This is a genomic window from Natronococcus sp. A-GB1 (assembly GCF_029688845.1).
Taxonomy (GTDB): Archaea; Halobacteriota; Halobacteria; order Halobacteriales; family Natrialbaceae; genus Natronococcus.
The window spans coordinates 25,880-40,275 of sequence record NZ_JARUKW010000012.1 but is presented as its reverse complement, the minus strand read 5'-3'; the positions used below and the strand labels follow the sequence as shown (position 1 = coordinate 40,275).

The 14,396-nt window shown below is 63.6% G+C and carries 12 protein-coding genes and 1 tRNA gene; 11 read left to right on the top strand and 2 right to left on the bottom strand.

Annotated elements, in window-relative coordinates:
* Window positions 1–128 precede the first annotated feature (128 nt).
* Genes trpD through trpG form a run of 4 tightly spaced genes read left to right on the top strand, consistent with a single transcriptional unit; the run spans window position 129 to window position 4,139 of the window.
* The gene (gene trpD / locus QA600_RS14420; RefSeq protein ID WP_278292647.1) at window positions 129–1,157 is read left to right on the top strand and encodes an anthranilate phosphoribosyltransferase; all 1,029 of its coding nucleotides are present in this window, start codon (window positions 129–131) and stop codon (window positions 1,155–1,157) included.
* On the top strand, window positions 1,154–1,813 hold the full coding sequence (locus QA600_RS14415) for a phosphoribosylanthranilate isomerase (protein WP_278292646.1): 660 nt from the start codon (window positions 1,154–1,156) through the stop codon (window positions 1,811–1,813). Before trpD ends, QA600_RS14415 begins: the two co-directional genes overlap by 4 nt.
* Window positions 1,810–3,507, top strand: a complete 1,698-nt coding sequence (trpE, locus tag QA600_RS14410) for an anthranilate synthase component I (RefSeq protein ID WP_278292645.1) — start codon at window positions 1,810–1,812, stop codon at window positions 3,505–3,507. Before QA600_RS14415 ends, trpE begins: the two co-directional genes overlap by 4 nt.
* Entirely contained in the window at window positions 3,504–4,139 is a 636-nt protein-coding gene (gene trpG, locus QA600_RS14405) for an anthranilate synthase component II (RefSeq protein WP_278292644.1), read from the top strand. Before trpE ends, trpG begins: the two co-directional genes overlap by 4 nt.
* 357 nt (window positions 4,140–4,496) lie before the next feature.
* Here trpG and QA600_RS14400 read toward each other — a convergent pair whose 3' ends face one another.
* Window positions 4,497–4,667: a hypothetical protein gene (locus QA600_RS14400; protein WP_278292643.1), complete on the bottom strand. Its 171-nt coding sequence runs from the start codon at window positions 4,665–4,667 to the stop codon at window positions 4,497–4,499.
* A gap of 1,145 nt (window positions 4,668–5,812) precedes the next feature.
* On the opposite strand from QA600_RS14400, the gene QA600_RS14395 reads away from it, so the two are divergent.
* The 4 genes from QA600_RS14395 (at window position 5,813) to QA600_RS14380 (ending at window position 10,071) form a co-directional block, all read left to right on the top strand.
* Window positions 5,813–8,935: an adenosylcobalamin-dependent ribonucleoside-diphosphate reductase gene (locus tag QA600_RS14395; RefSeq protein ID WP_278292642.1), complete on the top strand. Its 3,123-nt coding sequence runs from the start codon at window positions 5,813–5,815 to the stop codon at window positions 8,933–8,935.
* Between the two features lie 113 nt (window positions 8,936–9,048).
* Window positions 9,049–9,366: a carboxypeptidase regulatory-like domain-containing protein gene (locus tag QA600_RS14390; RefSeq protein WP_278292641.1), complete on the top strand. Its 318-nt coding sequence runs from the start codon at window positions 9,049–9,051 to the stop codon at window positions 9,364–9,366.
* 38 nt (window positions 9,367–9,404) lie between these two features.
* A complete protein-coding gene (locus QA600_RS14385; protein WP_278292640.1) occupies window positions 9,405–9,569 on the top strand; it encodes an HVO_2523 family zinc finger protein in 165 nt (54 codons plus the stop codon).
* A gap of 118 nt (window positions 9,570–9,687) precedes the next feature.
* Complete coding sequence (locus tag QA600_RS14380; protein WP_278292639.1) at window positions 9,688–10,071, top strand: DUF5830 family protein; 384 nt, start codon at window positions 9,688–9,690, stop codon at window positions 10,069–10,071.
* A gap of 4 nt (window positions 10,072–10,075) precedes the next feature.
* On the opposite strand, the gene QA600_RS14375 is transcribed toward QA600_RS14380, so the two are convergent.
* Entirely contained in the window at window positions 10,076–11,065 is a 990-nt protein-coding gene (locus QA600_RS14375; protein ID WP_278292638.1) for a hypothetical protein, read from the bottom strand.
* Between the two features lie 101 nt (window positions 11,066–11,166).
* Here QA600_RS14375 and QA600_RS14370 point away from each other — a divergent pair.
* The 3 genes from QA600_RS14370 to QA600_RS14360 all read left to right on the top strand — a co-directional run bounded on the left by QA600_RS14370 (window position 11,167) and on the right by QA600_RS14360 (window position 13,997).
* Window positions 11,167–11,319 (top strand) — tRNA-Met (locus QA600_RS14370).
* A 1,033-nt stretch (window positions 11,320–12,352) separates the two neighbouring features.
* Window positions 12,353–13,111, top strand: coding sequence for a hypothetical protein (locus QA600_RS14365; RefSeq protein ID WP_278292636.1), 759 nt, complete (start codon window positions 12,353–12,355; stop codon window positions 13,109–13,111).
* A gap of 655 nt (window positions 13,112–13,766) precedes the next feature.
* On the top strand, window positions 13,767–13,997 hold the full coding sequence (locus QA600_RS14360) for a hypothetical protein (protein ID WP_278292635.1): 231 nt from the start codon (window positions 13,767–13,769) through the stop codon (window positions 13,995–13,997).
* Window positions 13,998–14,396 lie beyond the last annotated feature (399 nt).

Genomic DNA, 14,396 nt, shown 5'->3' with positions numbered 1-14,396 from the left:
GCCCGCCACCGTAATTGAAGGTTTCGAATCGTCCGCTGTGCGTAACTCGGCCCCACGGGCCGGCGACACGCTTAAGTTAGTGTACTCATTTGGACATTGTAAGACAACTACGTACATTGGTGTTCACTATGAAGGAGTTCATCGAGCGGGTGGCCGACGGGAAGGATCTCACACAGAAGGAGGCTCGAGCGGCCTCGACGGCCGTGTTCGAGGGCGCAACGGACGCCCAGATCGGCGCGCTACTGGCGGCGCTGCGGGCGAAAGGCGAGACCGAGGCCGAGATCGCGGGCTTCGCCCAGGGGATGCGCGAGGCCGCCCGGACGATCGACCCCGCCCGAAAGCCGCTGGTCGACACCTGCGGCACGGGCGGCGACGACTACGACACCATCAACGTCTCGACCACCAGCGCGATCGTCGCCGCCGGCGCCGGCGTTCCGGTCGCCAAACACGGCAACTACTCCGTCTCATCGTCCTCGGGCAGCGCGGACGTCCTCGAGGAGGTCGGCGTCGAGATCGAGGCCGAACCGCCGGCCGTCGAAGACGCCATCGAGCGCGACGGGATCGGGTTCATGCTCGCGCCCGTCTTCCACCCGGCGATGAAGGCCGTCATCGGTCCGCGAAAGGAACTCGGCATGCGAACCCTGTTCAACGTGCTCGGGCCGCTGACCAACCCCGCGGGCGCCGACGCCCAGGTCGTCGGCGTCTACGACCCCGACCTCGTTCCGGTGCTCGCCGACGCCCTCTCGCGCATGGACGTCGACCGCGCGCTGGTCGTCCACGGCGCCGGCACCGACGAGATCGCGATCCACGGCCGAACGAAGGTCGCGGAGGTCGAGGGAACCGACGTCGAGGAGTACGTCCTCGAGCCGGCCGACCTCGGACTCGAGGAACGCGCCATCGAAGAGATCGCGGGCGGGACCCCGACCGAGAACGCCCGGGACATGCGCGGGATCGTCGAGGGCGACGTGGGCGGCGCGAAGCGGGACGTGATCCTCGCGAACGCCGGCGCGGCCGTCTACGTCGCGGGCGAGGTCGACTCGCTGGCCGCAGGTGTCGACGCCGCCCGCGCGGCCATCGACGCCGGGGACGCCGCGGCCAAACTCGAGGACCTCTGCGCGCAGAATCGAGCCCGGACGCCGACCCAAGAGGGACGATGACGCGGGTGAAGGCCTGTGGCACCACCTGCGAGGACGACCTTGAGGCGGCCGTCGAGGCAGGCGCCGACGCGATCGGACTCATTTCCGAGGTCCCCGTCGACACCCACCGCGAGATCTCGCCCGAGCGCGCGCGGTCGCTCGCGGCGGCCGCGCCGCCGTTCGTGACGACCGTGCTCGTAACGATGCCCGAGACGCCCGCGGAGGCGATCGGGCTCGTCGAACGCGTCCGTCCCGACGCCGTTCAGCTCCACGGAACGCTCGAGCCCGACGAGGTGGCCTCGGTCCGCGAAGCGGTCGATGCGACGGTGCTCGTCGTCCTCGAGGCCGGCGAGACCGACGCGGCGACCGCGGAGGCGTACGACGCGGTCGCCGACGGGCTGCTGGTCGATACCCCCGCAGTCGACGGTGGCGGCGGCACCGGCGAGACCCACGACTGGGAGCTAACCCGCGAACTCGCAGCGGACCTCGACTCCCCGCTCGTCCTCGCCGGCGGGCTGACCCCCGAGAACGTCGCCGAGGCGGTTCGGGCGGTCGAGCCGTTCGCCGTCGACGTCGCGAGCGGGATCGAGAACGCCGAGGGGCGCACGGATCCCGAGGCGGTTCGGGAGTTCGTCGAACGAGCGAAGTATCCGTCCGCGGCAATCGCCCACACATGAGCGACCCCGAACGATCGCCGACCGCCGCGAGTGCACTGGACGTCGATCGCGAGACGTTCCGCGGGTACGCCGAGTCCGACGAGTCCCGGCCCGTCGTCGTCCGGGCCGTCGCCGAACTCGACGTCGAGACGTCGCCACTCGCCGCGTACGCGGCCCTGACCGGGCGCTCGAGGGGAAGCGACCGCGAGCGCTCGCCGTACGCCTTCCTGCTCGAGAGCGCCGAAAAGACCGCCTCGAGCGACCCCGACGGCGCCTTCCGACCCAACGCCACCCGGGCGGATCGCCACGCCCGCTACTCCTACGTCGGCTACGATCCCGAGGCCGTCGTTACCGTCGGTCCCGAGGGGGCCTCGGTCGAGACGCTCTCGGAGAACCCACCGCTCGAGTCCCTCGAGACCGATCCCGACGGGGATACGGTCGATACGCTCCGGGCCGCCCTGCCGGACGTCCGGCTCGAGAACTTCCCGGATCACGACCGTCAGCACCTGGAGGGCGGACTGGTCGGCTTTCTCGCCTACGACGCCGTCTACGACCTCTGGCTCGAGGAGGTCGGCTGCGAGCGGCCCGACTCGCGGTTCCCGGACGCGCAGTTCGTCCTGACGACGAGGACGCTCGCGTTCGACGAGCGTGACGGGACGGTCTCGCTGGTATTTACGCCCGTTCTCGAGGACGGCGACGACCCTGATGCGGTTTACGACGAACTGCTCGCGGAGGCTGCCGACGTCGCGGAGACCCTCGGCGAGGCCTCGGAGCCGGATTCGGGCGGGTTCGTTCGCGAGGACGAACGTGCGGGCTCGCGCGAGGCGTACGAGGAGAGCGTCCGCCGCGCGAAAGAGCACGTCCTCGACGGCGACATCTACCAGGGCGTCATTTCGCGGACGCGGGAGCTGTATGGTGAGGTCGATCCCATCGGGTTCTACGAGGCGATGCGCGAGGTCAACCCTTCGCCGTACATGTACCTGCTCGAGCACGACGACCTGACCGTCGTCGGCGCGAGTCCGGAGACCCTGGTCTCGGTGCGGGGACGTGAGATCATGTCGAACCCGATCGCGGGCACCTGCGACCGGGGGTCGGGCCCCGTCGAGGATCGACGGCTGGCCGGCGAGATGCTGGCCGACGAGAAGGAACGGGCCGAGCACACGATGCTCGTCGATCTGGCGCGCAACGACGTGCGCCGGGTCGCCGAACCGGGGTCGGTGCGGGTCGACGAGTTCATGAACGTCCTGAAGTACAGCCACGTCCAGCACATCGAGTCGACGGTGACGGGTCAGCTAGCGGAGGACGCAGATGCGTTCGACGCGACCCGGGCTGCCTTCCCCGCGGGGACCCTCTCGGGCGCGCCGAAGATCCGCGCGATGGAGATCATCGACGACCTCGAGGCCGAACCGCGCGGACTGTACGGCGGCGGGGTCGGCTACTACTCCTGGACGGGCGACGCCGACTTCGCGATCGTCATTCGGACCGCCACCGTCGAGAAGAGCGCGGCGCCACGCACCGCGGATAAGCGAGCGGGGAACCCGCGAGCCGACGGCGACCGCGATCGGATCACCGTCCAGGCCGGCGCCGGACTGGTCGCCGACAGCGACCCGACGGCCGAGTACGAGGAGACCGAGAAGAAGATGGGCGGCGTACTCGCTGCTCTCGAAGCAATCGAGGAGGACCGGCACGAGGCGACGCCGGAGGTGGGTCGATGAGCGCAACAGGAGCCGAATCCGAGGACGCAGACGAAGCCGAGGGAGAGCCCGTCCGGGTCCTCGTGATCGACAACTACGACTCCTTTACTTACAACCTCGTCGAGTACGTCAGCCAGCAGCCCGGGACCGAAACCGAGGTGCTGAAGAATACGGCCTCGCTCGAAGAGGTCCGGGCCGTCGACCCCGATGGGATTATCGTCAGCCCCGGCCCAGGCCACCCGGAGAACGACCGCGACGTCGGCGTCTCGCTGGACGTCCTCCGGGAGGTCAGCCCCGAGGTGCCGACTCTTGGGGTATGCCTCGGCCTCGAGGCGGCCGTCTACGCCTACGGGGGCTCGGTCGGTCGCGCGCCCGACCCCGTCCACGGAAAGGCCTGGGCGGTCGACCACGACGGCGAGGGCGTCTACGACGGCCTCGAACAGGGGTTTCGCGCCGGCCGCTACCACTCGCTGGTCGCGACCGAGGTACCCGACTGCTTCGCGGTAACGGCGACGGCCGACCACGACGGCACCGAGCTGGTCATGGGCGTGCGCCACCGCGAGCACCCCATCGAGTGCGTCCAGTTCCACCCCGAGAGCGTGCTCACGGCCGTGGGTCACGACGTGATCGAGAACTTCCTCGAGGGGCTGTAACGGGTGTCGGTTCGGCTACTTTTGGCTTGACTTCTGTTACTCCCGACTGAGCGACCGGCATTGCAGTGGCGCGCGCTGACCGAGAGCGAGCGAACTGCGAGCTCTCGGACCCAAGCCGTGCGAGGTCTTCGTGAACAGCGTGAACGAAGGCTTGTCAGAGCGTGCTCTGACAGCGGATGAGCGAACGAAGGAAGTGAGTGAGTGTAGCGCGGAACCTGGTCTCGCATACCGTGCGAACGGACGCGTAGCGTCCGTGAGCAGAAATCGGTTGGGGAGGGCGTGGCGATCCCGTGTTGTCGGCTCGAGTAGCACGCTCGAGTCTTCGGCAGCCGACACTGCCGTGGGTTCTCGAACGACCTATCCGATAACGCCGACGGTGTAGAGCCCCGCGAGGGCGACGCCGGCGACGAGGCCGACGCGGATGGCCAGTTTGATCGCGACCCGAACCGCGAGGATCGCGACCATGACGAGGACGAGGACGGCCAGCGCGAGGAGGATCCCCGTACTGGATGTGAGTGGATCGAGCATACGTTCCATCCCGCACGGCAACTATGTAGTCTTTCTGGATATTTTGAAAGACACGCAAAGATTACAGTATCTGTTCCGTACAGCTCGAGGCGTGGATGAGGGACCTCATCGTCCGCAAATTTACTTTCAGTCTGGTCTGAAAATCATTAAGGCCGTCGCCGTACTACTCACTCGTAAGCGCGAAGAGAGCCGTTTCACCCTCGCATCACAACCCCTGATTGAGTACCGGACCAGCTATGCAACCATGGTTGTACTACCACAATAAGAATGGAAGAATACCACTACAATTATGAGGCGCCGATGAATACCGATTCTTCGCTACAAGTGGCCGTCACTTGGAGCCGCATGCGAAAGACCGCATGCGACACCCCTAACGAGCATGTCCTCCAACGACACGGACAGTAGAGACCTGGAGACGACTTTCGCAGTAGGCGCCCCTTTCCCTGCTATTGCGGCCAGTTCAACCGGTGAATCCACTACTGTCTTAGTGGCAGCCGTGTTTGGGCTCGTAGCTTACGCCTGTGCATTGGTCGTCTGGTTTTCCAGATAGCGCGACAACCACTGGGCTGTGGCAGCAGTCCAGATGATTCCGCTTTTTGCCCAGCATATAATCCGTCTAGTCTGCTATCTTCCTACCGGATCTTGCTGGGCGACAGATCTACTATGCAGATTCAGTCATATATATATCTGGGATAGGTATGTGTATAAAACTGCCAGCCAAATGGCGTCTATTTGCTCCTCATACTGCTGTGAATCATCGAAGCCTGTTCAGCTGCGAAAATATTTTATACTCCATCCGAATTTCCAGGATCTGTATTCAGGTGAGAAGTTATAAATGAAATATGCATAGCAATCAGGCAAGAACTTTTCTTAGAGATGCGTTTTCATTTTGCTCTGAAAATCATTAAGTCGGTTGGCGTAGTAGTCCTTCATAAGCGCGAAAAGGGCAGTTTCGCTCTTTCCCCGCGAGCCTTGATAGAGCATAGGAATAGCTTTGCAACTACACTTTCACTAGTGAACCAAAAATGGAAGAAGTTATACGATGTCGATGAATATCGATTCTTCGCTACAATGATCTTCGTCAGGACTTGGTCCCGCACCCGAATCGACAGCCGACAGCGGGCTACCCTCGAGGTGACCCGCGCATGAGCGAATCCGATCTCTCCGCGGAGGAGCTCACCCTCCCGATCAAGCGCACCGAGGGCGACACCCTCGAGGAGCGCCTGACCGCCAACGCCTACGACAACATTCTCCCCGCCCGATACCTCCGCAAGGACGCCGACGGCGAACTCGTCGAGCGCCAGGAGGACCTGTTCGACCGCGTCGGCAAGAACATCGCGCTCGCGGAGGCCGTCTTCGAGGCCGAGAAACGCGACCTCGAGATCACGGTTACGCCCGACCAGCTCAAGCCCGACCATCCGCGGCGGGACGAACTCGCCGCCGAGGTCTTCGGGGCGGGCACCACGGCGAACGACGACAGCGAGGCCGCGCTCTCTATCTACAACGTCAACAAGTTCGCCTACGACACCGTCGTCCCCGAGCTGCCCGAGGAGGTCCGGGCCCACGTCGAGGACGTCGCCGAGGAGTTCCAGGAGATGATGGCGAACCTCGACTTCATGCCGAACTCGCCGACCCTGATGAACGCGGGCGACGAGCTCCAGCAGCTCTCGGCGTGTTTCGTCGACTCCCCCGAGGACGACATCGACGACATCCACCAGACCGCAAAGGAGGCCGCACAGGTCTTCCAGAGCGGCGGCGGCATGGGGTACGCTTTCTGGCGCCTGCGGCCCTACGGCGACGCGGTCGGCTCGACTGGAGGTATCGCCAGCGGCCCGATCACGTTCATGCGCACCTACGACCAGATGTGCGAGACGATCGCCCAGGGTGGCGCACGACGGGGCGCCCAGATGGGCGTCATGCGGGTCTCCCATCCGGACGTCATCCAGTTCATCCACGCCAAGAACAAAGACGTCTCCCTGGCCGAGACGCTGCGCCTGAACGACCCCGACGACTACACGCACACCACCTTCCAGGCGGCCTTAGAGGAGGCCCGCGAGCTCATCGACGACGAGGGCCGGGTTCCGAAACACCTTCGCAACGCCGTCGAGGGCCACCTCTCGAACTTCAACATCTCCGTCGGCGTCACCGACGACTTCATGGAGGCCCTGCAGAACGGCGAGGAGTTCACGTTCACCAACCCCCGCACGGAAGAGCCCCACATCGCGACCGCGGAGACGAAGGAACTGTACGAGATGTTCGGTCTCGGCGAGTACGTCGAGGTCGGCGAGGAGCTGTCGATCCCGGCCGAAGAGCTCTGGGACGACATCGTCGAGGGCGCCCACGAGAACGGCGAGCCCGGCGTGATCTACCTCGAGCGAGTGAACAAGGAACACTCCTTCGACGTCGAGAAACACCCCGACCACCGCATCCTCGCGACGAACCCCTGTGGCGAACAGCCCCTCGAGGAGTACGAGGCCTGTAACCTCGGCCACATCAACCTCTCGACGCTCGCCGATCTCGAGGCGCCGGACTGGCGCGTCTGGTACGACGAGCACGGCGACGAGTACGACGACCTCGAGGCGGCCGTCAACGCCTTCCTCGAGGAGGCCGTCGACTTCGAGGAGTTCGACCGTCGCATCGAGATGGGGACGCGCTTTTTGGAGAACGTCGTCACCATGTCGGACTTCCCAGTCGAGAAGATCGAGCAGAAGGTCCGGGAGATGCGCAAGATCGGGCTGGGAATCATGGGCCTGGCGCAGCTGTACATTCAGCTGGGCATGGAGTACGGCAGCGAGACCTCCAACGAGGTCGCCCGCCAGCTGATGACCCACATCAACCACACCTCGAAGTGGACCTCCCACGAACTCGCCGAGCAGCGGGGCAGCTTCGAGGAGTGGACCGAGTCCAAGTACGCGGACCCGACCGAGTACCGCGAGTGGTTCGAACACCAGACCGGCGAGGACGCCGACGACTGGGCCGACGGGTTCCCGATTCGCAACCACAACACGACGACCATCGCACCGACGGGCACCACGAGCATGGTGGGCAACACCACCGGCGGCTGCGAGCCGATCTACAACGTCGCCTACTACAAGAACGTCTCCGACGACGTCCAGGGCGACGAAATGTTAGTCGAGTTCGACGACTACTTCCTCCGGGTGCTGGAGGACAACGGCATCGACGTCGACGCCGTCAAGGAGGAGGCCCAGGAACAGATGGCGACCAACCAGTTCAACGGCGTCGAGGGGCTCTCGACGGTGCCCGACGCGATCGGCGAGCTGTTCGTCACGACCGGCGACCTCTCGGCGAAGGCACACGCGGGCGTGCAGGTCGCCTGTCAGGCCGGCGTCGACTCCGCGATCTCGAAGACGGTCAACGCGCCCAGCGACTCCACACTCGAGGACGCCAAGGACGTCTTCGAGTACATCTACGAACACGGCGGCAAGGGGGTCACCTACTACCGTGACGGCACCCGGTCGAAGCAGGTGCTGACGACCCGCGCCGAGAACGCCGACTTCGCCGACGAGACCGAGGCCGCGGAGACGCTCGTCGAGCAGATCGACGAGATCTTCGGCGGCCTCGAGGCGTTCCTCGAGAGCCAGAACGTCCAGGAGATCCTCGAGGACGACGTCGGTTCGCTGGTCGACGAGGCGGACGACCGCGAGCCCGTCCAGGTCGACTTCACCGAAAAGCGCGAGCGACCAGACGCCCTCCACGGCGTCAGCCAGCGCATCGACACCGGCTACGGGAAGGTCTACGTCACGATCAACGAGGACCCCGAGACGGGCCAGCCGTTCGAGCTGTTCGCGAACATCGGCCACTCGGGCGGATTCACGAACTCCTTTACCGAGGCGCTGGCGAAGGTCATCTCGACCTCGCTTCGCTCGGGCGTCGACCCCGAAGAGATCGTCGACGAACTCTGCGGGACCCGAAGTCCCAAGGTGGCCTGGGACAAGGGCGAGCAGATCCAGTCGATCCCCGACGCCATCGGCACCGCGATGCGTCGCTACCTCGAGGAGGAGATCGACAAACCGTACCCGACTCAGCAGACCTTGGAGGATGCGGCTGACGCAGACGCCGAGACGGCCGTCGACGGGCCGAAGACCGACGGCGGCGCCGCCGCCGCGAGCGGGGCGAGCGACGACGACGCGATTCAGGACCTCATCGACGCAGGCGAGTCGCCCGAATGTCCGGACTGCGGTTCGCTGTCGCTGTACTACTCCGAAGGCTGCAAGACCTGCGAGTCCTGTGGCTGGAGCGAGTGCTAACGGCCGGTAGCTGACGCGACTGTCGTTTCGACTTTTCTGGCTCGAGCGAATCGATCCGCTATCCCATCATGGTCAGGTGATAGCATTTTGATCGTGGCGTGCGAACGTTCAGCATGAGGACGACGCGAACGCTCGTTATCGAGGTCGACTCCGACGAAGTACTGCTCGGCGAACCCGTGACGGTCCGCGTTCGGGACCGACTGCAGAACCCGATCGAGGGCGTCACCGTCTCCAGCCGACGAAAGGCCGTCCGAACCGACGAGACGGGACGCTGTCGGATCGCCTTTCACGCACCTGGACTGTGGTCGCTCACGGCGACCAAGTTCAGCGAGGGGGAGCTCACGTATCGGCCGGCGACGACGCTCATCCGTGCCGTTACGAGGCCGGCGATGGCACAGCGGGTGCGCCGGATCGCCGCCTGCTCCGAGTGAGCGGGAGCTACTTGTGGCGCTCGAGCGAACGGAATCGTATGACCGACCGCGGGAGCGACGATGCCGGGAGTTCGGAGTCGACGAGCGGAGCCGCGGGCGCCCCCACCTGTCCGCACTGCGAAGCACCGATGTTCAAGCGCCACTGCAAGTACGTCTGTCCGCAACACGGCGTTGTCATCGACTGTAGCGACCCGTTTCGCTAGTCCGTTACAGCCACTTCGGTAGCACCTCCGGACTCCTGCGTACGCTCGAGGTGAAGGAGACTATCCGAAACGCGCCTCAACACAACGTTTATTCGCTCCGGCAGGCCAGTGTTCGGCGATGAACGGCGACGAGCGTGCGGTCGATCCGACCGACGACCGCGTCGAACTCGGGCTGGCGCTGCTCGAGCGACTCGAGCACGAATCGCTGCCCCTACCGGACGTCGTCGACCGGATCGAGACCGTCACCACGGACCCGACGGTCGTCCGGACGATCCTCGACGAGGCCGAACTTCGCGGGATCATCGAGCGGGAGGACGGGATCGTCCGACCGAAGAGCCGCCAGTACGTGCGGTTCGATCGGGACGTGATCACGAAGGAAGGCGAGTTCTCCTGTCGGCGCTGTGGCTCGGGGCTCTCGACGGGCTACTTCATTGACCTCGAGGGCGGCGAGCTCGGTCCGTACGGCTCATCCTGTATTCGGAAGGTAACGGGTCGGGAGTAGTCAGCTACCGTCCCTGCCGGAGTTCGTCGATGAGTCGCTCGATCGTCTGCTGTTGGGCCTCGAGGCGTTCGTTCTGGCGCTCGACGGTCTCCTCGAGAGCCTCGAGTCGCTCAAGGATCTCCTGGCTCGCCGCATCGTCGCCGTCGGAGCCGGTGGAGTCGGCGACTGCCGCCCGCGCGACGTTCTGGGTGGCGTCGGCCGTCGCGCCGTCGGCGGTTCCGGCCATCGGCGGTCGCGACTCGACTGCGGCCCGCTGGCCGTCGGCTCGCGCCGGCTCCGAACGGACGGCTCGCCTCGACCGGGAGGGTCGTTCAGTCTGCTCCTCGCCGGTCGGCACTCGCTCCTGGGACCTCTCGAGCGGGTCCGGTTCCTCGGGGTCGGTTCCCGAGGTGCGCTCGTAGTAGTCGACCAGCGCCCGCTTGAGTCGCTCGCGGAGGTCGTCGGCCGCATCGTTGGGCGCCTTGATTCGCTGAGGACGCCCGTCGACCTCGAGAACGATACGGGTCGCGACGTCGCCCTCCTCGAACGAGAGGTTCGTCACGTCTCGGAAGTGGTACGTCTCGTACCCCTCGTCCCAGACCGCCGTGCCGACGTGTTCGATCAGCCGCCGCTCGGTCAGGATCAGGGTGAGCTCGCTGAACCGGTAGACCTCGATGAGCGACTCGTCGGGGTCGATAACGTCGTTGGCTCGCAACACGCCCGCCAGCACCGGTCGGAGAACGTCGTCGGTCTTACTCGCGGGAACGGTCACCTCGGCAGTGCCAGACAGGGGGTACTCGAGGGCGAGCGACGTCTTTCGGCGCCCATCCGAGAGGGTGAGTCGGTCTGCGTCGTAGGTGAGTTCCTCGGTCGACTCGTCGGTCAGCAACCCCTCCGCACGGTAGACGATACTGCTCGAGTCTGCAACGAAGAGCTCGTCGTCACCGCCGAGCGAGACCCGTGTTCGGACCTCCTCGTCGCCGAGGTCGGATCGAACGATGACGGGAACGGTCATATCCGGCGTTGGGTAGATTCGGTGATAAATGCGTGGGTTCTGCTTGCACGGCCGACGCGAAAGGGAAGGTTAAAGAAACAGACCGCACTACTCGAAAACGAGCCCGGGTGGCTTAGCTGGACATAGCGCCGCACTCATAGGGTTCAGAGATTCGGTGCGGTTCCGCCTTGGAAGCCTCCGTGTCCCTTTAGAGGACTGCCGAGCCTCGGACCTGGGACATGCGGAGATCGAGGGTTCGGAGCCCTCCCCGGGCACTCATCAAATTCTTTACATCCCCACGTGAAAACATCCGTTGGGACGGGTTTCTGCGGATATAACTCGAGTTCCAGTCGTAACAATTCTATAGTAGATGGCAATGTGGAGCGTCCTCGAGCGGCAGCGGTGGAGGTGGCTACATGTCGTCGGTGGCCAACAACCGCGATCACGGCCCCGATGTCGAGAACTTCGAGCGTGTTTCCGAAGGAGCCGTCTACGCGACTGTTGCTGGAGAGGATCTGACCGCCGACGAGCCGTTTTGGCCGATCATAATGTCCGAGGACGGTTCGGCAGCCATCTTCGGTTATCGCAGCCGGAAAATCGGCGAGTCTCTAGAGGGCGTAAAAGAGACGTGGATCGGGGACCGACAATCGCGAAATTCAGAGAGGGGCCAGCGAATCGATGGAAGGCGCGTCGAAACAGCACGGGATGCCAATGATCGAAACGGCGTATCGTTCAATGTACGTACAACGTCTCCGTTTCCACGGGTTGTGGATCAGGCCGTGGCGACAGGTGGGTTATCGGTCGGCAGTGACGGAATCATCTCGCGTGGTCGTCGCAGCTCACGGTCGCTTGCTCGCCGAGACGACGCCCATCGTGTCGTGTGGCGGCGTTCGTTACATTTCTTCTCTCGCCGGTGCTTGCGGAGGAGCGAAGCGTCCTCAGAGAGCATCGGATCTGAGTCCTCCACGAGCCAAACCCCGTCGCGAACCGTCTGCTCGTAGTGTTCTGTTGGCACGGGGAGACTCCGGAACGAACTACGGGAAGGATTTTTTCAGCTACAGTATAGCGATTCAGAACAGTACTGCTAACTGATTAGTGAGTGTTTTTATATTCTCTTAGTGCGGCACGTACACCGTGGTTCCCTAGGGTTCGAATTCGGAGACGACACAAGGAACCGATACCGACGATCGAGCACCGAGGGTCCACGAAGAATATCATGAGAGCCGACACAATCGACACGGAACGCGGATCGGCAGTCGATCCGAGGGGGAACAAAACGGCGAGCGAGACAATGGTGGTGGCTCCGAGATGACCAACGAACCGCTAGCCCGCCGACGGGTTCTGCGGGTGGCAGGCGTTGCCGGAATCGTCGCCGTCGCCGGATGTGCGGGCGGCGACACCGACGACGGTGACGAATCGGATGATACCGGGGACGACGCGAACGGCCCGGACGACGCCACGGACGACGAAGACGACGCAGATGACGCTGAAGCCGAAGACGATGACGACGCGGACGACGAAGACGAAGGGGAAGGAGACGCACGGTTCGGCGAGACGGTCCGGATGGCCGACGCCTACGCCTACGAGGCAGAAATGGAGGTGGAAGGCGAACGGGTCGAATGGATCGGGCGTGTCCACGGCGAGGACAGTTACATGCGACTGGAGGGCGACGAGGGGACGAGGGAGTCGTACGTGATCGGCGACGAGACTTACTGGGTCGAGGGCGACGAGTGTTTCCTGATGGGTCCGGGCGAAGCCATCCAGGAGGACCCCGAAGCAGAAGACTTGGAGGATCCCGATTTCGAGGACGAAACCACCGAACACGCGGAACTGGAACCGGCTGGAACGGACGAAATCGACGGAGAACAGGTGTACGTCTTCGAACTCCTCGCTGCAGAGGATGGGGCAGTCGACGAGGACACGACCTACTACGTCAGCGTCGACACGGGGTACATCCACCGGATCGAATTCGAGGAGGGCACGATGGATTTCCACTCCTGGGGAGCGGTCGATCCGATCGAACCGCCGGAGATGGAGTGTATGGAGATCGGTGGGATGAGCGACTAAGCGGGCGCGACGACGCGTCCGTGAGCCATTGATAGTGATTACGGGAATTGTTTACCGATAGGCGTAGTAGAAGGTGTCATTCAATAGTTCTCGAGCAGAATATTCCAAGCGTTAGACTACGACTTGAATTCTGAGACGGCGTTTTCAGGAGATGAGGTGCAGAATGAGACCCGTACAATCACCGGATAGGGCTGTGAGAGGTACTATGGCACCCTGCCACCATACAAATCGAAATGGTATGAGCGGCGAGACTCGAGTCTTCGACCATCCTTCTTGCCGCCCGACCCCTGTCTCGGGAAGCCGAAACCGAGCAGTCACTCCGGCGATTCACAACAACTTCCCTCGGGCATCGGACGTTCTGATTTCTGGCTCCGACGGTGTCAGAACTGACTGTCGCGCCTCGATGTGACCGACGCCCACTGCCTCGATTAGAGTTCCCTCGAGCCCGAGCGCTATAGTGTTACTGAGCTTCCGGACATCTTCGAGCGACGGGCGCGGTAAGGGTTAACACGATGAGATCGTGACGCGAGGGAAGCTGCCTTGCTCTCGTGAGATACGGCGTCTACTTTCGATGAACGACCGACGAAGCGGGCTGTCCACTACGGGCGGCGCATCGATCAGAACCGCCAAGACCGGGCGTAACCTGAGGTAGTGTATGGAACTCGGTCGCGTTCTCAGCCTGTTCGTGGCGATGCTGGCACTCGCGTACGGCCTCTCGGTCGCGGCCACGAACTGGCTCGCAGCGGCGTGTTTGATCCAGTTTTCGATACTGACGGCGGCCGAACACGACTCGGCGCGCGTCCAGTCGCTGCTCGAGGGTCACGAGGCGGCGTTCGCGTCAGTGAAACTCGCACTCCTTCTCGCCGGCTTGCTCCTTCTGTGGTGACCGACGCTTCGACTCCTCCAATATGTCATAAAAATCCAACCTCATGACGCTATTCGGTGACAAATCTGTCTGTGTTGAACGAAGAGCGGACCGTAAACGGTACGGGCTCTGTATTCGGCAGACCGCCGTATCAGCTACTAAGGGTCTGATAACCACTTCGCTTCCGAAACGGTATCCATCTACGAGGATTCGTGCAGTGTTTCTCGGGATCGCGAAGTTCGGTACGATCGAGTAACAAAGCTTATGCCGGAACCCCTCTGCATTATTTTCTGCAGGGAGCGTGTGACAACGAAGGGTACAGCCGATTCAATTCGGCTCGCTGTTTTCCCGAAAGATCCATTCTACAATAGCTCGTGGATCGTCTCGTCGGGATGGAATCGGCCTCTTCGGAGTGGACGA